Here is a 23,506-nt window from a genome sequence, read left to right on the forward strand (position 1 = left end):
TCTATCATCCTAGCCATTTGGGTTTAAGGATTATTTTTAAATAAGGGTGTAATTAATTCTTGTTCTGCATATACTCTATATTGGCCAAACATACAGGGATCGCCAGAAGGCGCATCACAACTAACCGTTACTTGAGTGGGTCCAAAAGCTGGATGGTCGTAATAGCCAATTTGGCTGGTGCTGTTCGCTTGTGTAGCAAACGATAAGCTTATTGCCAATAGGATGGCAAAAGCCGGTAGAACGATTTTAAAAAATTTAGATGTCATAATACGATATGTTAAAAATTAATGACCTACTCTTTTTTACAGGTTTTCGGTCTTCCCCTGGTACTACGTAGTCTTATTTTAATCGGGATAACTCTGGTGTTTGCGTGTTATAAATATCCCGATAAGAGCAAGCACCATAAAGAATATGTTAAATACAACATGTGATTTCCACCCCAAATAGGATAAAACACCTCCACAGGCACAGGGTATGGAATCACTGAAATTTAGAACGGAGACTATATAAATACTAAATAGGCTTAGTAATGTGAAACTAGCATAAAATGCGAATAACATATATTTTGAGAAAAGAAAGAATCCCACAATCACATATTCTATGAATGGAAGGCTCCAAGCCATCCAATGGGCATAGGCGGAAATAAAGGGGGATTTATCTAATTGTATTTTAAATGCATAGATATTGAGAAGCTTACTGGTAGCGGCATACACAAATAAGATAATATAGAGAACACGTATCCATTTTGCTATTATCTGATAGTTTGCTTTTGAACGATTCATATCTTTTGATTTGATAGGGTAAAGTTCTACAGAAAAATTAATTTATAAGGGATCAATATTTGACTGTAAGGGATTTAATTAGAAAAAACCATCAGAGCTGTTTATTTATCGCCGATTAAGGAATTTTTACGCAAATCTCTTGGCGTATATTCATACCGTTTTTTAAAGGTTCTGGAAAAGTGAGCCGTACTTTTAAAACCCGTCATATACGCAATGGACTTGAGGGATTGATCCGTGAATTGAATCATCATTTTTGATTTTCTTAAACGTTCTGCCATCAAGAAATGGTGTACGGTAGTGCCATATAATTGCTTAAAGCCATATTTTAGTTTGAACTCGTTTGTTCCTAATTGCAAAGCAAAATCTTTTAGAGACGGAAAGTCCTTTTCAAGATTGTTAATAATACTATTATGGCCTTCCCTTATTTTACGGATATCTTCAAAACTCAATCGAAGTTTTGTTTTTTGTGGGTTGGTTTTGATGGTGTTTGATGGCTGTTTTTGGTTGTGGGAGTATTGCATGACACGGCGTTTCAACTCATTTTCTAAATGGTCTTGACGGGTGGTATGATGAATAATGGTTATAAGTGTTTTTTTTGAATTTGTATTTATACCTTTAAATGTCGTGATATAACAGGTTTTAGGAACCACCAAGCTTCCTTTACTTTTGAATGTTAATTCCAAAGAAGTGTCTTGAAATTCGTTTTGTTCTAGTGCATGCCAGGTGTTTTGCCATATTGTTTGAGATTTTTCTACTAAAAAAGCAGTAAATAAGGTTCCGAGGAGGTCCGTGTGTCGTACAGAGAGAATATTGCAAGCTTGCTGATTTACCATTTCAATGCGTCCGTCCCCATCAATAATAAAGCTCATCTGAATAATTTCTAGTAGGGTGGTATTTGAGTTAACATATCCTTGATGTAGCATGGTTTCCTGTATTTCTTCAGCCAACATATTAAGTGAAATGCTAATCGCTTCAAAATTATCGTTTTTGGCGGTACGTTCTAAGCGATAAAAAAAGTTGCCAGAGGCCATTTCCAATAGCATCTGGTTAATTCGTTGTATTCTTTGTTTTTTCTTGGTACTCACAGCTTAAGTATTATAGTTTGCTAGATGGTGTGAGAGCCCTTATTTTAATAAAAAACAGGTGTTATATCCCGATTTTCAATGTGAATGTGTCATGAATTTATTCAAAAAAGATAAAGCATCTTCAATACGTTGAAATGATTGTGTTGGGATGGGAGGGTTGCTCGTACGGATATAAAATTCAGATAGCATTTTAGAAACAGGGGATTCCACAATAACCGCTACAGCCTTTGTGAGGGTAGAACCTTCCATAGCTAAATAAGCTCTTGCAGATTTATTAATTTCATTAACACCTCGAATATCACATAATACCGGCAAGAGCCTTCCTTCATGCAATAACAATTTGTCCTTAACAATTTGAACGGCAGCGTTTAAATCGATGCTGGCTCCTTGATGGTATACAATATGCAATATACCTTCTTGGAACCTATACGATGTATAATCATTCTCAAAATAATTTCGCATGATGTAGAAAACGGTTTTTTTATTATAAACTTACAAAATAATCAACAAACGCATTGATTATAGAGCTGTTAGAACCAATGCAATACGGGGTTTTATTTGCCTGCAAAGGATTAAAAGTTGACTCTAAGGGAGCATGGAACGATGGCGTTTCATAATTTTTTAATTTCGTTTATATATTCCGATTTTTTTCCTTTCAGAGTGCGTTTCTTCAATGAATGGGAACAAAGGTATAATAAACATAATGTTTATATTTTTTTTAAAGCGGTAGTTGTAACATGCGTATATACTTTTGATGGTCTGTTAGAAAATGAGCTCTTATGTATTGTTATTATTCTCCCTCAGGAACTTAGTCTGTTTTTATAAATTAATAAACCTCGTAAGCCTTTTTTTGAAAATCATATTTTATAAAACAATTCTTTAAAAATATTCTTTATATTTAATCACCTTAGAATTATTATTAAGGCATTAAATTGGCTAAAACAAATGAAATTTAATTTTAATAAGGAGATAGAATAAAACCCTTTCCAATTTTGAGTCTATTTACAGATTTCTTTTAATGAATTTTCTAAACATAATTGTAGAATTTGTTCAGATTTTTAGTAATGAAATGGTAAAGTAAATAAAATGACATGCAAAATATCCTATTTATAGACATTGAAACTAACCCGAAGAAAAACAGAGTGGATTACGGAGCAACTTTCAAGGGGCAAGAATTACATGAAAGAAATTTAAGCAAGCTAGAGCAATGGATTAGGGAAACAAAATATATCTGCGGACATAATATACTTAATCATGATATTCCAGAGTTAAAAAATAAGCTAGGGGATCAAATTTTCTCTGACAAAAAATATATAGATACCTTATTATGGTCTCCATTACTTTTTGTTAAAAGGCCAAACCACAAACTTACTAAAGGATACAGAATTGTAAACGCATCTGAGGTAAACAATCCACTTTCAGACTGTAAATTAACTGAAAATTATTTAGTACAAGAACTAAATAGGTTCAATGAATTAGATGTCAAAGAAAAAAGTGTTTACTATAATCTGCTTAAAAACAATGCAAGTTTTAATGTTTTTTTTGAATTGGCAGGGTTCGATAACTCTAAAATTGTTGAAATAGGTGTAGGGGATTTATTGGTAGAGCATATTTGTTCCAATGTTGATCTGGATTATTATCAAAAACAATCCCCAATTGGTTTAGCATACGTTTTTACTCTTTTGAAATTAGGTGATGAGGATGCTGTATTACCTTCATGGGTTAGGCACGAATACCCTGATGCAGAAAAAATCCTGAATGAAATTCGTTTTGAATCTTGCAATAATGTTAATTGTCACTATTGTTCAAACAAATTGAATCCTCGAAAAGCATTACTAGAATATTTCAATTACAATGATTTTAAGAAATTTGAAGAGCATAGAAGCATAAGTCTACAGGAAGAAGCGGTCAGAGCGGGTTTACAAAATAAATCGTTCGTAGCAGTATTTCCAACAGGTGGAGGAAAGTCGTTAACCTTCCAATTACCTGCTCTGATGCGAGGTACGTCCACTAGGCATTTAACCATTGTGATTTCACCATTGATTTCACTAATGAAAGATCAAGTAGATAATTTAAGAGATCGATTCGGTATTACAAAAGCGGTAGCGATAAATGGTTTATTATCTCCTCTTGAACGTCTGGAAGCAGTTGAAATGGTGAGTGATGGAAGAGCCGATTTACTTTATCTTTCACCTGAATCATTAAGGTCTCCTTCAATATTTAGATTAATACTTAGTCGTTCGGTTGGTCGAATAGTTATAGATGAAGCTCACTGTTTTTCTAGTTGGGGGCAAGACTTTAGAGTTGATTATCTATTCATTGCCGACTTCATCAAAAAAATAGAAGCCGAAAAAAATATTTCTCAAATACCAGTGTCTTGTTTTACTGCAACAGCAAAACTTCAAGTTATTAAAGATATAAAATTTTACTTTGAAGATCGTCTTGGCCTTGAATTGGATGAGTTTGTTACAAACAAAGGAAGGACGAATCTTTCATATGAAGTAGTTAATGTAGAAGACCCCGATAGAAAGATGAATCATTTGTTTCGAATCCTTCAAGATTGTGAAAAACCTGCTATTATATATGCTTCCAGAACTAAACAAGTAGAGAAAGTTAGCGCTTTGATTAACGAGGCTGATTTTGATTCTACTTTTTTTCATGGTAAATTAGATAAGGAAGATAAAAAGGTTAACATGGATGCCTTTATCAATGAGCAAAAGGAAATCATAGTAGCGACATCTGCTTTTGGGATGGGAGTTGATAAAGACAATGTAAAGACAGTTATTCACTATAATATTTCAGATTCACTCGAAAATTATGTGCAAGAAGCGGGAAGGGCAGGAAGAGATGAGAAAATTGAAGCAAAGTGCTATATCTTATATAGTGAAGAAGATTTAAATAAGCATTTTAGTTTATTGCAGCAAACTAAACTTAACCATAAGGAGATAAAAGACATATGGAGAGCAATTAAAGGTCAAGCAAAATACAAGGATAAAATTAGTCAATCTGCACTAGAAATCGCCAAAAAATCTGGTTGGGATGCAGAGATGTTGGACCTTGAAACTAAAGTGAAAACAGCTATTTCTGCATTAGAAGAACAGAGCTTTTTAATTAGATCTTTAAATTCACCTAGAGTATTTGCAGACAGTCTATTGGTGAAAAGTTTTGGAAGTGGACAGGAAATACTTCGAAATAGTAATAGAATAACCGATCAAGATAAGAAAGACTGTGCAATAGTATTAAAGAGGATAATTACTGATAATGAAACAAGGATAGATTATCTCGCAGATATTACTCAGTTGAATACTAAAAGAATTCAAGATGTCATCCGAATGCTAAGGGATCATTCTATACTAGGGGATGCTAAGGATTTAACAGCATTTTTAAGTTTACTTCAATCCAAAAACGGATCAAAGAAGATTTTAGATGCTTTTTTGAAAATTGAAAAAGGAATATTGGAAATTATAAAATCAAGAAAATTAGTAATTCCTTTAAGAGAACTAAACCAGAAGTTATTAGACAATGGGATTATTGAGTCTAGTGTTGAACACATTAGATCTCTTCTTACATATTGGGACAAGAGACGATTTGTGAAAAAGAATAGAAAAGATAGAGAAAGGGATATTTATGAGATAGAATTTATTAGTCAAGAGGAACTAAAGGAGGACATAAACTGGAGACATGATTTATCACTAGCAACTTTTGGCTATTTGGAGAATTTGGCAAATAACAATAAGACTCATAATGAAATAAAAGACGAAGTACCAGTTTCTTTTTCACTACTTGAATTGAAAGAATCTAACCAATTCATGGGAAATTTAGTAGAGGAAAATACTAAAAAATATGAAACCTGCTTGTTATACTTAAATGATATAAAAACGATTAAGTTAGAGGGTGGTTTCATGGTATCCTATAACAAATTAAATATTTCTGATGTAGATAGAAGTAAGAGAGTATTTACCGTAGACAATTACAGTAAAATAAAAGAGTTTTATCTCCATAAGACAGAACAAATCCATATTGTAGGGGAGTACGCTAAGAAATGTGTTCAAAATTACGAATCGGCATTAGCATATGTTAATGACTACTTTACTTTAGATTATGAAGAGTTTTTAGCTCGATATTTTCCGCATAGTAAGAAAAAAGAAATACAAAGGTCAATTACCCCTAAACGTTTTGTGGAAATTATTGGTGATTTAGATACTGATCAAAGTAACGTTATTGAAGATAATAAATCAGACAATATTTTGGTTTATGCGGGACCCGGAAGTGGGAAAACGAAAGTTTTGGTTCATAAGATAGCTAGTTTATTATTAATCGAAGATATAAAACCTGAGCAATTTATGATGCTTACATTTTCAAAAGCTGCTGCTTTAGAATTTAAACATCGAGTGAGGAATCTAGTTCCAGAATATTCTGGATTAATCAGAATAACAACATTTCACGGTTTTTGTTTTCAATTACTAGGTCAACTAGGAGATCTATACAAATCACAAAATGTAATCCAAGATTGTATCAAAGCTATTAAGGAAGAAGAAATAGATATTACATCTATAGAAAATAAGAGTATTCTGATGTTTGACGAATTTCAAGATATTAATCAAGAAGAATGGGAATTAATAGAATTGATAATTGAAAAAGCTGAAAAACCAAGAGTAATAGCAGTTGGAGATGATGATCAGAATATATATAGTTTCAGGGGGTCTTCGAATATTTTTATGAGTAAGTTTAAGAAAAACTACGCTGCGACTTTGTATACACTCCCGAAGAATTATAGAAGTAACTCAGAAATAGTAGAATTTAATAATCATCTTTTAGATTACCTTAAGAATAGACTTAAAACCCAAAGATTAACCGCTAACCGTAACAAAGGGGAAGGAAGTGTTAACATTGTTAAATACAATGGAAAATATTTAGAGAAACCCTTAGTTGAGTATTTGGATGAAGTTCATTTACTTGGTAGTAAAGCCGTATTAACAAGAACAAATATACAAGCATTGCATATTTGTTCTATGCTAAAAGAATTGGGATATATGGTAAGGTTAATGGCAGGTTTTGAAGGGTTCCGTGTTTCAGATTTATTTGAAATAAGAAGTTTTGACCATCAGTTAAGTAAAGATATTGGAGAGTCGGGGATTATTTTAGAATCTAATTGGGAGCCAACTATTGATTGGTTTAGAGAAACTTTTAAAGATTCTTTGCATTATCAAACATGTATAGAATTGATTAAGAAGTTTGACTATTCTAATCCAGAAAAGAAACTTTTAGTAGATTGGCGGGAGTTTTGTAGAGAAATTAATATGGAGGATGCCATAAAAGCTGATTCAGAAATTGTAGTAGTTTCAACCATGCATAAAGCTAAGGGCAAGGAGTATGATCATGTATATATGATGGTTGAGGATTATAATTATACTTCAAGTGAATCTAGGAGGTTGTTATATGTTGCCAGTACAAGGGCTAAAAAGACTTTACATATACATACTAATGTAAACTTCTTTGATCGAATTGAATCAAAGAATATTACTAGAAGCAAATTTGAAGGAGAACTGCATGAACCATTGCATTATGAAATGATCTTAAGCCATAGAGATATTAGTTTAAGTTCGCAGAACTATCCAGTACCATTATCGATATTGAGGACTATTAAAACAGGAGATGTACTTGAAAAGGATGTTAAAGTTTTTGAATTTAGCGAGGTACCTGGTTTACAAAAAAAAACACAAGGAAATCTTTTACTATTTTCAAGGAAGTTTGTTGCAGAACAATACAATCCAATGCTTCAAAAAGGATATCAATTGATTGAGGCAAGTGTTGAATATATTGTCTATTGGTATAATAAAGATAATAACGAAGAATATAAGATTGTTTTACCCAGATTAAGGTTTGAGAAAATAGGAAGATAATTGAAATTATTGAAAATAGTTAGTTATTCCTTAACCCTTTAAACCTATAATATAGATTTGATTTTATGGCACTATTTAAAATCGATTATAACTATGTTAATGAGAATTGTAATTTTTCACTTTCTAATAGTATTGCACTTTTTTTAAACGCTTATTACCTTTGAGTAAAAATTTAATTCTGTCGATTTAACACAATCATTCTTGGATAACTTACTTTTTTTAGCGTCATAGATAAAATGATTAATTTCTTTTAATATACCCATTAGGGTATGATTTATGTTTAAAATAGTTGTTTTATACCCAAAAAGGTATAATTTATTAATATTTTTACTATATTGCAGCCTTAAAGGTATAATATAATGGAATGGGATAGAGAAAATGCAATAGCCCAATTTGTAAGGGATAGACGTAAAAAAACAAATCTAACACAAGTAGAGTTATCAGACTTCACGGGTGTAGGCTTACGTTTTGTACGCGAACTAGAACAAGGAAAACCAAATGTAATGACCGATAAAGTAAACCAGGTACTATTATTTTTTGGGCACACACTAACACCAACACCTATAAGTGATGAGACAAGGAGAAATATGGGTAAATAAATCGTTAGCAGGTATATTAACCGAGGACGATAATGGTTATTATTTCAAGTATGACAAAGCATATTTAGAAAATAAAAACGCACTAGCTATAAGTTTGACTTTACCATTAGGAGAAGAAGAATTTAATGCAGAGTATTTATTTCCATTTTTTGATGGTTTAATTCCTGAAGGTTGGTTATTAGACATCGCACATAAAAATTGGAAAATAAATCCAAGAGACCGCATGGGCTTATTATTAACCACCTGTAGAGATTGTATTGGTAATGTTAGTATTATAGAAAAAGTATGAACTACTGTTTAGCATGTCATAAAAAACTAGAAGATGGAGAAATAAACTACCATCAAAACTGTTTAGCATCATTTTGGCAAGAAGACACGCCTGTACTAAAATTAGATTATGAGCTGTCTCAAATAGAAGCATTGGCAAAAGAAAATGTAGCACAACGCATCATTGTTACAGGTGTACAACCAAAATTATCATTGGGTTTCACCCAAGAAAACGCTCTAAATAGGTTAACTATTCTAGGTGCATTAAATGGCAGATATATACTAAAACCACCATTTCATACGTATCCACAAATGCCCGAAATTGAGGCACTATCCATGTTATTAGCTCAAACTTGTGGTATAGCCACCGTATTCTTTTTATTAATCCCATTAAAAGATGGAGCTTTAGCCTATTTAACCAAGCGTATAGATCGTACTGCACAAAACGAAAAATACCCAATGGAAGATGCTTGCCAATTCACAGAACGACTCACAGAGCATAAATATCGTGGTTCTTACGAACAAATTGCAAAGGGTATTATAACCTATGCGCAAAACCCATTGCTGGATGTGGTTAAATTTTATGAACAAGTGATTGTTTCTTTCCTAATTGGAAATAACGATATGCATTTAAAAAACTTTTCACTCATAGCAAAAGACAGTAAACACTATGCCTTGGCACCAGCCTATGATATGGTAGCGGTTAAATTATTAATTACAGAAGATCAAGAAGAATTAGCACTAAACCTCAATGGGAAAAAACGTAAAATTAAACGTCAAGATTTTAATGAATCTATGACCAAAGCACAAATCCCTGCAAAGGCTATTGAAAACTTATGGAAACGTATAGAAAAAGGGATGGAAGAGTGGCAGGAGTTGATTATTTGCAGCTTTTTAAGTGATGAAAACAAAAGTGCTTTAAGAGGAATTATAGAAAATAGAGCAAAACAATTAGAGTTAAAAAGTTATCTATAACCCTTAAACAAACATTAATTGAAATAAAATTAAAGTATTAAAAAAAATAGCAACAAAAAGAGAAACAAAATAATTCCCAATACAAATTCTTAATGTGTTTTAAAACAGTACTATCATATTTAAACGTTTTATTAGGTGAAGAATGTTATTTAATATTTTATTCTAATATGGTGAAATGACTTATGAACCTTAATGATGCTCACTTTTTTTCTTCAAGTTTGGTGTTTTACTGTAGATTTTTATAATATACTTGATAGAAAAATAAAACCCCGACTTAAAATCGGGGTTTTTAACTTTTAATTTAATATCCAAAATTTTGTGTTATTCCATCGGTTACATCAATGGTTGCTTGAGGAATAGCATAAACTCTTAAATAGGGTTCTGTTACAGATTTTGCTGTGTAAGCTTTATCAAAAGTACCAAAGCGAATCATTTGTTTTCTTCGGTACATTTCCCAATACATTTCAAAACCAATTTCATTATAAAGAATTTCTTCTGATAGAGAAGGAATAGCTACACCAGATGCATTACCAAAGAGAGCTTCTCTGGTTCTACTGGTGCGAAGCATATTCATGTCAGCTAATGCAAGTCCTGGTTCTCCACTACGATAATAAGCTTCAGCTCTCATGCAATAAATCCCACCCAAGCGGTATAAAGGAATATCTACAGCACTTGTGCCATTGCCGTATTCAGGATCAAATTCCCATTTAAAGTTTCGAACACCTCGGTTGATTTGATCTTGTGAAAATACAGCTTGCAATGGGTTATCAAAATTTAATTCGGGTGTAAAATCCATGGGGGTAGGGGTACTTTTTTCCATATATAACATGCTAACTGCAATTCTACCATCGCTAGTCATGTTAAATCCACCTTTACCATCAAGTGTAGGTCCATATTGTTGTCCTACTTGTAAGCCTCTATTAAAGTGAAACCAGTATTTACCCGTATCAGGTCGTATATCTTCAGCAGGAACACTAGTTGTAGTGCCATTGTTCATAAACCAAGTACCATCGGCATATTGGTAATATCTATGGAAACGCGGATCTTCATGGTTTCCGTCCCATGTGTGATAAAACTCAGGTTCTACACAAGAGGCATTGGTACCTCTGTTATCAGCGGTTTGTTTTTGGCCCCGTTCTGCAGACATATAAGCAAAATCGTTATCACTACTTCTAATATTATCATTTTCTTGAGCTACTGCAAAAATAATTTCAGATCCACCTGTATTATTTATAGAAAAATTATCAAAGTAATTACTCTCTAAGCTAAAGCTACCATTTATTAATAATGATGTATAGTAAATTACTTTATCCATATCTGTACCATTATTATCTACTGCAGTTTCAGTAAAATTAAATGCAGATGTTGTATTATATCTATCCTTAAAAACTGCTCTATTTAGGTACATATCAGCAAGTAGCGCATAGGCAGCTTGCTTTGTAAATCGGCCATTATAAGTTTGCTGCTCTCCAAGATTTGCTAGATTAGGAATAATACTTTCAAGCTCTGAAATTAAATGATCAATTTCATCTTCCGCTTGAAGAATTACTAAGGAATCATCGTTAGAAAACGGATCTCTATAAGGTGCTTGGTTAAAGAGATCTAAAGTATTATATACATAAAAAGCTAATAAGCCCTTAGCTTCCGCTAAAAATAAATCATAATTTTCATAATCTGGATTTTCTTGTAAAGACTCAATAGCAGTTAACGTTTTTGTGATTCCACTTGTTAAGTTATTCCATGTAGAAGATACGGCGGCATTGCTTGTTCCCCATGTGAATTCGGTTAATGCTCGCCACTTACCGCCATCACCCCAGTCGCTTCCACGTGTTGGAAGCATACATTCATCCGTTGGGTATTCTTGTAAACCAAATACATTGCCGTGGTCTACAAATGTACCATTTGCTAACTGTCCATAAGCTGCTGCCATAGCACTTTCTGGATTTGAACTTTCACCTCCAATGACTTCATCTATTACTTCTTCACTTAAATCAGTACAACTGTATACTGCACCAAAAATTATAGCGAATGCTATTTTTAATAATATATTTGAAATTTTCATAAATTATAATTTTAAAGTTGCACCTAACATATAAGATTTAGATGATGGGTATGTTGTGTAATCTATACCTATAGATTGATTACCACCGCTTGATCGTGGACTGTTTACTAAAGGATCAAAACCTGAATAGTTTGTAATTGTAAATACGTTTTGAGCACTTACATAAAGATTTAAACCTTTTAACCAATTGATGTTAAGGCTTTCAGTATTAAATGAATAGCCTAAACGTGCATTGTTTAAACGGATAAAATCAGATTTTTCTAGGTAAAGAGTAGAAAGCTGTACGGTATTAGATGAGCTTGCACCTGCATTATAGTATTCGGATAGTACATTTCTATCTGAAGCTATATTATTGATGTTTAAGGCTAAATTGGTGTTGTTTACCAATAAACCACCTGTTTGACCAATAAACGCAAGATTTAAATTCCAACGTTTGTAATTTAAGTTACTGTTGATGCCAAAAGTAAAGTTTGGAAGTGCACCTTCAAATATTTGACGGTCATCACTGTTTATAACGGTGTCCTCATTCAAATCCTCAAACATATCATTTCCATTCTCGTCAAAACCTAAGTGTTTCAACATAAAGAAAGAACCAGCTTCGTAACCACTTTTATAAATATTAGCAGCAACACCCGATAAACCAGGGCCTGCAACGCTACCCGAATATAATTCGGTTACAGGTAGGTCTTGCACTTCATTATTTAAAGTCGCTCCATTTAAATCTAATGACCATGTAATATTATCAGTCTTTACTATTTCAGAACCTAAGGTGAATTCAAAACCTTTATTTACTATTTTACCATCAATATTTTTCCAAACAGTAGTCGTAGGACTTAAAGGTTCTGAAGGAATATTTAAAATAGGATCGGTAGTTGTTTTATTGTAATAATCTAAAGAACCGTATAATTTATTATTCCATAAACTAAAATCTGCTCCAATATTTAATTGTGTAACTACTTCCCATTTTAAATCTGGATTTGCAGTTCTATTTACCACAATGCCGTTAACTAAATTATAATCATCATACAAATAATATCCTCCAGAAGCCGATTGAGAATAACTTGCTTGGGTAATTTTATTTTGTACTTCTTGATTACCTGTTTGTCCCCAACTACCTCTTAATTTTAATTGGCTGATAACGTCTGTATTATTAAAAAAAGATTCTTTATCTAAGTTCCATCCTAAAGCAAAAGAAGGGAAATAGCCATATTTGTTATTTTCACCAAAACGGGTGGAACCATCGGCTCTTAAAGATGCTGTTAATAAATATTTATTATCAAAATTATAATTCAATCGACCAAAATAAGATTGAATTTCGTTTTCTTGTGCATAACCACTAACACCAGATTGTTCTCCAGAATATCCTGGATCATATTCTGGAGCAACACCAGTACCCATATCATCAATATTTGTAATAGAAAAAGATGTTCCTGAAAAATTAAATTTTTGATAAGAAAACCCTCCTAAGATTTCAAAATTATTTTTGTCAAAACTAAAATTAGAGGTTAAATAATGCTCCATCAAAATACTTTCTGAATCTAAATTATTTTGTACATAAGCACCATCTGGTGTTCTGTCTGTAAAATTAGGATAGATAGTAGAATTTCTTTCAGAAACAGAGCGATCTATTCCATAATTGAATTTATACTCTAGTCCATTAACAATTCTAAAAGTTGTTTCAATATTTCCTAAAACACGCAGTGTTTGTGTATGGTCATCATAAATATGTAACAAGTACATAGGGTTATAATTTTGGTTTAAATTGAAGTTTATATAATTACCATTGGCATCAAATACTGGCTGTGTTGGGTTAGAAATTAAACTGTGTATAATTAATTGTCCATCCGAACCGGCATCAGCACCATTAGGTACACCAGTTTCGTTAATTTGACTAGCTGTTAAATTCACCTTTACTTTTAAACGTTTTCTATCAAAAAAGGATTCTTCAGCATTTAAGCGTGCTGTAGTTCTTTTAAACCCACTACTTTCAACAATACCATCTTGATCCATATATGATAATGATGTGTAGTAGTTACCACTCTCTGTTTTTTTTGAATAAGAAAAGTTTAAATTTTGTGTAATAGCATCACGGAATAGTTCCTCTTGCCAATCGGTACTTCCACCATGGTCATAAGCACTATCTGTTATAGCATTTCGAAATTCACTGGCAGATAAAACATCAATCTTTTTTATTACCGAAGCAACACTCATATAAGAGTCTAAAGTAATAGAAGCATCACCTGTTTTTCCTTGCTTAGTTGTTATAATAACAACTCCATTAGAACCTCTTGCTCCATAAATAGCTGCTGCAGAAGCATCTTTTAATACAGTAATAGATGCTATATCACTGGTGTTAAGAAAATTTAAAGGGTTTTTTGCGCTTGAATTTCCAAGTCCAAAATTTGGACTAGAAGCACTTACACTCTCGTTACTTAAAGGTACTCCGTCTACAACAAATAATGGAGTACTTCCGCTTCGGATAGATCCTACACCACGTATAGAAACATCTAATCCTGCACCAGGTTCTCCACTAGAAGCCACAACGCGTACACCTGCAATTTTACCTTGAATTAAATTATCTGCCGATATGTTAACGCCTTGTTTGAAATCGTCTGCTTTTAACTGAGCAAGAGCTCCGGTAACATCTGATTTTGTTTGGCTTCCATAACCTACAATTAAAACTTCATCTAAAGAAGCTGTTGACATTTCTAAAGCAATGGTTAGTACTTTGGCATCAATTACAATTTCTTTAGTTTTATATCCTAAAAAAGAGATTTGAAGGGTTTGACCAATTTCTGCTTGAATGGAAAAGTTACCATCAAAATCGGTAGTAGCACCACTCGTACTACCTTTTAATAAAATACTAGCTCCTGGTAAAGGTATTCCTGCCTCATCCAAAATTTTGCCGTTAATTGTTTTTTGAACTGGAACATTAAAAAAGCCTGTTTTTATTAATGTTTTACTACTTGAATATCCTAATGGACACAATAGGATGGTTAAAATTAAAAAAACTGTGTTTTTTAATCTGAAATAATTAATTTTACTATACATTTTTAAGTGATTTGTTTTTTACAATGCTTAATGGTTAGACCGTAATTGTTCGTAGCAATTGCGGTTTTTTTAATTTGTAAATAATACTGTTTAATCCATAGGGTTAGAGAATTTAGTGAGAGTTTTTTTTATAAGTATTCGTTTGTAACGAAGTGCTAAAAAATAAAAAAATGAGCAAGAATGTTTTAACTGAATGTTATAGAATTATTAAAAGAATCTTAGTGTGATTTATTAATGGTAAACCATATGTAATTGATTACTAATATTTTAATTGAGTTTAAAAAAATCAAATAACCATGTTATATTTTCATTTAGATAACATCTATTTAACTCACATCAATTACTTTCGTTGTCTAAAATTTTACAGTATGATGTATTATAGATTTGCTTTAATTCTTTTTTTGATGTTTTCCTATGGAAGTGCTCAACAAGATACTTTAAGAATAAATCAACTTCAAGTTATTGGATCTCACAATAGCTATAAGAAAGCTATTAATCCGAAGCTTTTTGACTATTTGACTGAAAAAGATAGCACAAACCGTATGTATGCTTTACAATACCAGCATATTCCTATTTTACAACAATTAGATATGGGCTTACGTAACTTGGAATTAGATGTATATGCAGATGCTGAGGGTGGGCGTTTTGCACACCCAAAAGGTTTAGATTTGGTTAAAGACCAACCTAGCTATGATTTAGAAGGAAAAATGAATATACCTGGTTTTAAAATGTTTCATGTTATGGATATTGATTTTAGAAGTGAGTATGATTTGTTTTCTGATTGTTTAGATGATTTAAAAAAATGGTCGGAAGCACATCCCAATCATGAACCTATTTTTATAACCTTAGAACCCAAAGAAGATAAAGCTAATATGTTTGGCACCGCGGCAGAACCTTTTACAACGATGGTTTACGACGAATTAGATGCTACAATTACTAAACATTTAGGGAAAGAACATCTTATTACACCAGATGATGTTAGAGGGCATTATTCGACTTTGGAAAAAGCAGTTTTACATAACAATTGGCCTGCAGTAAAAGATGTTAAAGGTAAATTCTTATTTATTTTAGATGCTGATGATGAAAAACAAGCATTTTATGTAAAAAATCATCCTTCTTTAAACAGCAGGGTATTATTTATAAATGCTAAAGCAGGAACACCCGAAGCTGCTACTATGATTTTGAATAACCCTAAAGATGAGAACATTCCAAACCTAGTTCAAAAGGGATATATTATTAGAACACGTGCAGATGCGAATACTATACAGGCCAGATCTAATGATTATACACATTTTGAAGCAGCAAAAAATTCGGGTGCACAAATAATAACAACCGATTATTATGTACCTAGTAAACTTTTTAAAAGTGACTATCATGTTTCATTTGAAAACAAAACTTTTGTGAGAAAAAATCCTGTAACTGCAAAATAGCGAGCATTAATCAAGATTTTTTAAAGCACCAGTATTATAATCAATTATAAAATTGTTGGAAGGTGCCCCATTTAAAAATTGATAGAAAATATGATAAAATTCTAGTAGCTTTTGCTTGTTTAAATCTGTGTTTTTATACGTTAAATTGTTTTTGTAATTTTTAAAAAGCCATTTATATAATGCAATTTGTTTAGCCCCAATATCATTAACGGCTAAAATGTCAGCATTTCGAACTCGATAAAAATCAAAAATGATATCAAAACCATTCCAAGATTTAAAATCTTGAAATGTGTAATCAGTTTCTTTTAAAGCTAATTTAGCTTTTGTTTTGGCTTGTTTCCAGTTGCTTTTGTATAGGCTTTTATGGTTTATAAATGTATTAAATTCAACTTCAGAATCTAAAAAAGGTAGTAAAAGCAAGTCTTCTCCTGTAACATTCAGCATGAAATCTTTAAACTGAGGAACCCAATCGTCTTCTAAAAAGCGTATACGCACAAGTTTTTTTAAATGAAACATGGTAAAATCGCGATACGAATCAGTCTTCAGGATATCATGATTCCATACTGGTTTTTTATGCTGTTTTAAATAGTTATATTCCTTTTCATATAAAGAAAATAGGTTGTTGAAGTTAGGAACACTATTAATTGTAACCGTATTAACCTCTATTTGATTACTTGGTTTAATTTTTAAAATTTTATAACCAGGAATGTAAGCAGCTATAGAGGGCGTTTGAATGTTAACTAACGACTTTCCTTTTGGAAAAGTTCTAACTCCCGTATCGTTTATGTGCATGTGTCCAGCTATATGAATTGTAATTCCCGCATCAGCAAATAGTTGCGCCACTTTTTCCTCTGGAACACGCTCTAATTGCCATTTGTTACCATCAAAAAAAGATTTTAGATTCTCAGAAGCATCATCATTAAAGTCAACCATAGGGTAATGGCTAAAAGCAATTAATGTTTTGTTCAATCGTTTTGCTTCTTTTGTTATCGTTTTTACCCAATTAATTAGGTGTGTTTTATGGTTAATTACATTGTTATATCCAATGCTTGCTCCCTTATAGTTCATGGGGTCTAAGGCATTGTTGTTTATTGTGTCTTTTGGTAAATAAACATTAGCGTCTAGAGCTAACAACCATACGTTGGGTGTAAATTCTACAAGATAACTAGCATCAGGGATAGCGTATGTAGGTAGCATATTATACATTCTTTTTTCAATAGGCGCATTTTCTAAAGCTTTTTTATAAGTATAAGTTTCTGGTGTATAATTAGAAAAAGGTGTAGCCCAATATAATATAAATAGTGTTCAGCAGGAAAGAACCCAAAAGATTTTAAATAATTGAAAACGCTATTATACCCCGCTTTTTTTATGTCATTTGAAATTATATAGGGTAAATCACCTTCTATTTGCTGCTTAATGTTAGATGTACTATAAATTCCTTGTTGTTGTCCATTTACACCCATAAAATCAGATTTACCATCTTCTTGGTCTAAAGGGCCAACAGGGTCATGATTTCCTGTGGTAATAAAAAATTGCATGCCATAGGTTGTTCTGTAGTGTTCTAAAACGTGTTGTAATCCTTTAAGGTGTATGGGTTGGCCATCATCTGTATAATCACCAGGTAAGGCTACATATTTTATGCCTTTATCAACCATATCATCTAAAACAGCAAAAAGAGCAAAGTAATTTTCATTAAAAATACGTGTAGAATGCAATTGAGCATCCATAGTTCGTAAGAGTGTATATTTATTGGTTTTTTCATTAAATATGCCATTGTAGTCACTATCAGAAAAGTGACCGTAGATATCTTGAAAATGAATATCGGATATGAACCCTATTTTTACATCATTAGTTGTTTTTAAAATTGTTTTAAAATAAGTAGAACATTCTAAGGGATGATCGGTGTTGATAAAGTCAACCCCCATAGTGTTAAAAGTTTTCCAAGCTAATTTTGTGTCTGGAGCTCCCCAAAAACGAAAAGGTTTGTTTAAAGTATGAGCTTGATTAACAAGAGCTTTTATGTTATTTAAATCACTTTTAGATACATTTTCTATACCGTCCCAAGAGGAAAACTTGCCAAAACTTAAACTGATAAGAGCTATCTTGTTAAAACTTTCAGTTGGTATAGGATCTAAACTTTGGTAATCAAATAAGATATAATTTGGGTAGTTTTTATAATCTTTTACTAAAGGCCTATATCCAGATATAACAAAAGTAAGTTTAGGGTTATTTGTGAGTTTTGGATACTTTTTTAGTACGCTTTCTATTGCTTCTAAAGTTGAATAGGCTTCCGATTTTAAATCAATAAGTAATTGTAAATTATGTTCGTTACCAAGATGTGTTGAATATACTTTACTTAACGGTTTAAGATATAAAGATTCAAAGGTATTGTTTGGTTTAATGATGTTTTCAGTATGAGTAGCATATAATGTGTTGTCTTTTAAAAATACATCGACTTCAATAGAACTTAAACCACAATTATAAGCTTTCCAAAAAGGTATAAGTTGCTCGTAATCATTATGTGAATGTATTTTAATTGGTTGTTTAGCATATAAAAGGCGTGCAGCTAATAATAGTATAAAAAATAACAGTCGAAAAGAAAACATATACAGATTTTATTTGAAAATTAGAATGCATTTAATTTTCGAAAATACTATTAGTAGTTCTCTTAATTATTAATTAAAGATTAAATATGGATTATTAATAAAGGAGTGAAAATTAATTAAGAAAGAAATGTGTCCATGAAATATAAAAGGATAGGATTTTAGATCACAATTTAGGGGAGTCAGGAATACTGAATACTTCTTATATCGGTTGATTAAATTAGGGATCATGACCAAAAGTTGTGTGTGAATTACCTATAGTTTTCGGATTTTTGCAAAAAAAAGATTTTGGACCATTATCTAGAACTACTCAAACTTATTTTACCTGAATTTCTAATCAACCATTTTGATCTTGTAAAGCATACTAAAAATGGCGAAGTCATGCATCTTTACTTTGAAGAACAAAATGCAACACCTAAAGAAGAATCTAAACGCACATTAATTGCGCATGGTTTTCATAAAGAAGTAACCATCCAAGATTTTCCTTTACGAGGCAATACAGTTTACCTGCATGTTAAGCGTCGCAGATGGTTAGACAAGACCACCAAACAAGTCGTGCAGAGAGATTGGAACTTAGTAGCACAGGGAACTCGTATGACATCAGAGTTCGCTGCTTTTTTAAAAGAAATTAATCAATACTAGAGCTTCAGATTGTCATACCATAGGACATTTTTATGGCGTTGATGGTAAAAAACTACAACGTCAGTATAAAGATTATTTAAGTGATTTTAAAGACTGGAATCAGAAGAAACATGCAAAACAATATCTCATCTTTCCTGAAAATATAGGAAGCCATTTATCTATTGATGAGACTGCTTTGTCAAAGGGAGAACTCTACACCATCATTACCAACAAAAAAGCCAAAGGTAAAAAAGGAAGTATCGTTGCCATTTTTTCTGGCACTAAAGTAGAACCTATTATAGAACAGCTTCTTAAATTATCAGCAAAGAAAAGAACGAAGGTTAAAGAGATTACACTAGACATGGCTAACTCAATGAAAACTATCGCTAAAAAATGTTTCCCAAAAGCCATACAGGTTACTGATCGGTTTCATGTACAGAAATTAGCCTTGGAAGCACTACAAGATATAAGAATCAAATATAGGTGGGACGCCATAGATCTAGAAAACGAAAACATAAAACTTGCCAGAGCAAATCACAAGACCTATAAACAAGAGGTCTTTGATAATGGAGATACCAGAAAACAACTCTTAGCAAGAAGCAGGTATTTACTCTACAAAGCACCCTCTAATTGGACGGAAAATCAATACCAGAGAAGCAAAATACTCTTCGATCAATATCCTGATATCCAACTAGCATTTAACCTAGTTCAAGGCCTTAGAAATATTTTCAATACAGCAAAATCAGTAGAAACTGCATACACAAAGCTAGCGCATTGGTATAAAGATGTTGAACAATCTGGATTTAGAGCATTCAATACAATAGCAAATACGATAACCCTAAACTATAGATCTATACTTAACTATTTCATCAATCGAAGTACAAATGCTTCTGCTGAATCTTTTAACGCAAAGATAAAAGCCTTTAGAGCCCAGTTTAGAGGTGTCAAAAATATAGAATTTTTCCTTTTTAGATTAACCACTATTTTTGCTTAAACACAACTTTTAGCCTTGATCCAGTATCGTTGCCATTTTTTCTGGCACTAAAGTAGAACCTATTATAGAACAGCTTCTTAAATTATCAGCAAAGAAAAGAACGAAGGTTAAAGAGATTACACTAGACATGGCTAACTCAATGAAAACTATCGCTAAAAAATGTTTCCCAAAAGCCATACAGGTTACTGATCGGTTTCATGTACAGAAATTAGCCTTGGAAGCACTACAAGATATAAGAATCAAATATAGGTGGGACGCCATAGATCTAGAAAACGAAAACATAAAACTTGCCAGAGCAAATCACAAGACCTATAAACAAGAGGTCTTTGATAATGGAGATACCAGAAAACAACTCTTAGCAAGAAGCAGGTATTTACTCTACAAAGCACCCTCTAATTGGACGGAAAATCAATACCAGAGAAGCAAAATACTCTTCGATCAATATCCTGATATCCAACTAGCATTTAACCTAGTTCAAGGCCTTAGAAATATTTTCAATACAGCAAAATCAGTAGAAACTGCATACACAAAGCTAGCGCATTGGTATAAAGATGTTGAACAATCTGGATTTAGAGCATTCAATACAATAGCAAATACGATAACCCTAAACTATAGATCTATACTTAACTATTTCATCAATCGAAGTACAAATGCTTCTGCTGAATCTTTTAACGCAAAGATAAAAGCCTTTAGAGCCCAGTTTAGAGGTGTCAAAAATATAGAATTTTTCCTTTTTAGATTAACCACTATTTTTGCTTAAACACAACTTTTAGCCTTGATCCTAAATTAGATTAACCACTATTTTTGCTTAAACACAACTTTTATTCATTTTCTTGATGATAATCATTTATTTTAAAAGAACCATTATAAATATGGGCTAATAGTGGGCTAATATATTAAATAAAAAACCCTAACTAATTGATTTTCAATTATTAGGGTTTATTTTCAGCGGAGAAAGAGGGATTCGAACCCCCGGAGGTGTGACCCTCAACAGTTTTCAAGACTGCCGCATTCGACCACTCTGCCATTTCTCCTTGAGTGCCTCATCAGGTATCCCTGAATGCGGGTGCAAATATAGAACCCTTTTTTAATTCTTTCAAATAAAATACTAATTTTTTAAAAATAAATTTTCATGCTTTTACTATTAGCTTATTTTTGTAAAAATTAAAACTCATAAATGAATATTATTAAGCAACTTAAGTGGCGTTACGCTACCAAAAAGTTCGATGTTACCAAAAAAGTATCTTCAGAAAAATTAGATATTTTAAAACAAGCATTTAATTTAACAGCTACATCCTTCGGTTTACAAACCATTAAACTAATAATTGTAGAGAGTGAAACCTTAAGACAACCCCTTGTTGCACATGCTTATAATCAAAAACAAGTATTAGAAGCTTCACATTTATTGGTTATTTGTATGCAAGAGGATATTTTAGATACAGATGTTGTTGCTTATTACGATAATATCAAAAGCATACGAAATACTCCAGAAACCATTTTAAAACCTTATAGAGAAGACCTCGTTAATATGATGGAGACGATGAGCATTTCACAACGCCATCAATGGTCCAAGAATCAAGCTTATATTGCATTGGGTAATTTAATGACCGTTTGTGCCGTAGAAAATATCGATTCTTGCCCAATGGAAGGTTTTTCGCCGGAAGCCATCGACAAAGCGTTACAATTAAATAAAATGGGTTTAAAATCAGTTTTATTATTACCCGTAGGTTATAGGGACGAAACCGATATGTTTGCTGGCTTTGCCAAAGTAAGAAAATCAATTAATGAAGCAGTAATAGAATTATAAATAAAACAAAATATTGGGGCGTTACCACAAGGGTCGGGCTTTCGGCAGTCGCTCTCTGCGAGGAGCTCCAACAAGGCCTCAATCCCTAACGCAAACAAATAAGTACTAAAAAATATAAATATGCCAGGATTTGAATTATTTGGAGATTTAGAAAAAAAAGAAGTAAACGACGTTTTAGAAAATGGCGTCCTAATGCGTTATGGTTTTGATGGCATGCGTAATGGCCATTGGAAAGCCAAAGAATTAGAGAAAGCATTAGAATCCACATTTCAAGTAAATCATGCACAATTAGTATCCAGTGGTACAGCAGCGATATCGGTAGCTTTAGCAGCAGCAGGCGTTGGAGCAGGCGATGAGGTTATTTTACCAACATTTACTTTTGTTGCCAGTTTTGAAGCTGTTATGATGCTCGGTGCCATACCTATTTTGGTAGATATAGATGACACTTTAACACTCAGTCCTAAAGCAGTAGAAAGTGCCGTTACCCAAAAAACAAAAGCAGTTATGGTCGTGCATATGTGTGGTAGCATGGGGCATATAGATGCACTTAAAGACATTTGTAATAAGCATAATTTATTATTGATAGAGGATGCTTGTCAAGCCATTGGAGCTACCTATAAAAGCAAACCGCTTGGAAGTATTGGTGATTTAGGGTGTTTTTCGTTCGATTTTGTTAAAACCATCACCTGTGGAGAAGGCGGAGCAGTAATAACAAACAATGATGGTTATTATCTCAATTCCGATCATTACAGTGATCACGGTCATGACCATGCTGGAAACGACAGAGGCGCAGAAGCACATCCGCTTTTAGGGTATAACTTCCGTATTTCAGAGCTTCATGCAGCGGTTGGTTTAGCACAAATAAAACGTTTGCCCGAAATTTTAAAAATTCAAAAATTAAATTATACGATTTTAAGAGAGGCTCTATCTCAAATACCCACAGTAAGTTTTAGAACCGTACCCGAAGGAGGTGAAGAAAACTATAGTTTTTTAAACTTCTTTTTACCTGATTTAGAAAGGTCATTAAAAGTTTCAGAAGCATTTAAAACCCAAGGTGTAGATGCTTGTTTTCAGTATTATAATAACAATTGGCATTACATTCGTAAATGGAATCATTTAAAGGAATTAAAATCATTATATCCCATTCCAGCAGAAGTAAAAACAGGATTAGAGTATCTTAAAACTAAAGAATTTCCTCAATCAGACCATTATATTGGTAGAAATATTTCATGCTTAATAAAATTATCTTGGACAGAAGCCGAGGTAAAAGCCAGAGCTTCTAAAATGGTTGAAATTATTAAGTCTGTTTTATAAAAATTCCTATCAA

Annotated in this window: 18 protein-coding genes and 1 tRNA gene; 10 read left to right on the top strand and 9 right to left on the bottom strand. The window is 32.4% G+C overall.

Annotated elements, in window-relative coordinates; genetic code table 11:
* Positions 1-23: 23 nt before the first annotated feature.
* The 4 genes from QLS71_RS14050 to QLS71_RS14065 all read right to left on the bottom strand — a co-directional run bounded on the left by QLS71_RS14050 (position 24) and on the right by QLS71_RS14065 (position 2,329).
* Positions 24-266, bottom strand: a complete 243-nt coding sequence (locus QLS71_RS14050; protein ID WP_308993907.1) for a DUF6520 family protein — start codon at positions 264-266, stop codon at positions 24-26.
* Positions 267-344: 78 nt separating this feature from the next.
* Positions 345-782, bottom strand: a complete 438-nt coding sequence (locus QLS71_RS14055; RefSeq protein ID WP_348636557.1) for a MauE/DoxX family redox-associated membrane protein — start codon at positions 780-782, stop codon at positions 345-347.
* A 101-nt stretch (positions 783-883) separates the two neighbouring features.
* The gene (locus QLS71_RS14060; protein ID WP_308993908.1) at positions 884-1,867 is read right to left on the bottom strand and encodes a helix-turn-helix domain-containing protein; all 984 of its coding nucleotides are present in this window, start codon (positions 1,865-1,867) and stop codon (positions 884-886) included.
* A gap of 75 nt (positions 1,868-1,942) precedes the next feature.
* A complete protein-coding gene (locus tag QLS71_RS14065) occupies positions 1,943-2,329 on the bottom strand; it encodes an STAS/SEC14 domain-containing protein (RefSeq protein WP_308993909.1) in 387 nt (128 codons plus the stop codon).
* Positions 2,330-2,958: 629 nt separating this feature from the next.
* Here QLS71_RS14065 and QLS71_RS14070 point away from each other — a divergent pair.
* From QLS71_RS14070 to QLS71_RS14085, 4 genes are all read left to right on the top strand, one after another.
* The gene (locus tag QLS71_RS14070; RefSeq protein ID WP_308993910.1) at positions 2,959-7,770 is read left to right on the top strand and encodes a RecQ family ATP-dependent DNA helicase; all 4,812 of its coding nucleotides are present in this window, start codon (positions 2,959-2,961) and stop codon (positions 7,768-7,770) included.
* Positions 7,771-8,129: 359 nt separating this feature from the next.
* Entirely contained in the window at positions 8,130-8,369 is a 240-nt protein-coding gene (locus QLS71_RS14075) for a helix-turn-helix transcriptional regulator (RefSeq protein WP_308993911.1), read from the top strand.
* A complete protein-coding gene (locus QLS71_RS14080; protein ID WP_308993912.1) occupies positions 8,341-8,658 on the top strand; it encodes a HipA N-terminal domain-containing protein in 318 nt (105 codons plus the stop codon). The genes QLS71_RS14075 and QLS71_RS14080 overlap by 29 nt, the downstream gene beginning before the upstream one ends.
* Positions 8,655-9,611 carry a HipA domain-containing protein gene (locus QLS71_RS14085; protein WP_308993913.1) on the top strand — a complete coding sequence of 319 codons (957 nt, stop codon included), beginning with the start codon at positions 8,655-8,657 and terminating at the stop codon, positions 9,609-9,611. Before QLS71_RS14080 ends, QLS71_RS14085 begins: the two co-directional genes overlap by 4 nt.
* A gap of 301 nt (positions 9,612-9,912) precedes the next feature.
* Here QLS71_RS14085 and QLS71_RS14090 read toward each other — a convergent pair whose 3' ends face one another.
* Both QLS71_RS14090 and QLS71_RS14095 read right to left on the bottom strand, forming a co-directional pair.
* Positions 9,913-11,673, bottom strand: coding sequence for a RagB/SusD family nutrient uptake outer membrane protein (locus QLS71_RS14090; protein ID WP_308993914.1), 1,761 nt, complete (start codon positions 11,671-11,673; stop codon positions 9,913-9,915).
* A 3-nt stretch (positions 11,674-11,676) separates the two neighbouring features.
* Positions 11,677-14,724, bottom strand: a complete 3,048-nt coding sequence (locus tag QLS71_RS14095) for a TonB-dependent receptor (RefSeq protein ID WP_308993915.1) — start codon at positions 14,722-14,724, stop codon at positions 11,677-11,679.
* Positions 14,725-15,092: 368 nt separating this feature from the next.
* Between QLS71_RS14095 and QLS71_RS14100 the strand changes: the two genes are divergently transcribed.
* On the top strand, positions 15,093-16,154 hold the full coding sequence (locus tag QLS71_RS14100; protein ID WP_308993916.1) for a phosphatidylinositol-specific phospholipase C1-like protein: 1,062 nt from the start codon (positions 15,093-15,095) through the stop codon (positions 16,152-16,154).
* 6 nt (positions 16,155-16,160) lie between these two features.
* Here the strand turns inward: QLS71_RS14100 and QLS71_RS14105 are convergent, their stop codons facing one another.
* Positions 16,161-17,351: a hypothetical protein gene (locus QLS71_RS14105; RefSeq protein WP_308993917.1), complete on the bottom strand. Its 1,191-nt coding sequence runs from the start codon at positions 17,349-17,351 to the stop codon at positions 16,161-16,163.
* 32 nt (positions 17,352-17,383) lie between these two features.
* Positions 17,384-18,760, bottom strand: coding sequence for a hypothetical protein (locus QLS71_RS14110; protein WP_308993918.1), 1,377 nt, complete (start codon positions 18,758-18,760; stop codon positions 17,384-17,386).
* A gap of 285 nt (positions 18,761-19,045) precedes the next feature.
* Here QLS71_RS14110 and QLS71_RS14115 point away from each other — a divergent pair, with 285 nt between their 5' ends.
* From QLS71_RS14115 to QLS71_RS14125, 3 genes are read left to right on the top strand one after another with little or no spacing between them, the layout of a single operon-like run.
* Positions 19,046-19,399, top strand: coding sequence for a transposase family protein (locus tag QLS71_RS14115; protein WP_308991875.1), 354 nt, complete (start codon positions 19,046-19,048; stop codon positions 19,397-19,399).
* Between the two features lie 19 nt (positions 19,400-19,418).
* Positions 19,419-20,372: a transposase gene (locus QLS71_RS14120; protein WP_348636626.1), complete on the top strand. Its 954-nt coding sequence runs from the start codon at positions 19,419-19,421 to the stop codon at positions 20,370-20,372.
* 34 nt (positions 20,373-20,406) lie between these two features.
* A complete protein-coding gene (locus QLS71_RS14125) occupies positions 20,407-21,132 on the top strand; it encodes a transposase (protein ID WP_348636634.1) in 726 nt (241 codons plus the stop codon).
* Positions 21,133-21,321: 189 nt separating this feature from the next.
* Here QLS71_RS14125 and QLS71_RS14130 read toward each other — a convergent pair.
* Positions 21,322-21,406 (bottom strand) — tRNA-Ser (locus QLS71_RS14130).
* A gap of 143 nt (positions 21,407-21,549) precedes the next feature.
* Between QLS71_RS14130 and QLS71_RS14135 the strand changes: the two genes are divergently transcribed.
* Positions 21,550-22,179, top strand: coding sequence for an NAD(P)H-dependent oxidoreductase (locus QLS71_RS14135; protein ID WP_308993365.1), 630 nt, complete (start codon positions 21,550-21,552; stop codon positions 22,177-22,179).
* 120 nt (positions 22,180-22,299) lie between these two features.
* Positions 22,300-23,493, top strand: coding sequence for a DegT/DnrJ/EryC1/StrS family aminotransferase (locus QLS71_RS14140; protein ID WP_308993364.1), 1,194 nt, complete (start codon positions 22,300-22,302; stop codon positions 23,491-23,493).
* Positions 23,494-23,506 lie beyond the last annotated feature (13 nt).

The sequence above is a fragment of the Mariniflexile litorale genome (assembly GCF_031128465.2).
Lineage (GTDB): Bacteria > Bacteroidota > Bacteroidia > Flavobacteriales > Flavobacteriaceae > Mariniflexile > Mariniflexile litorale.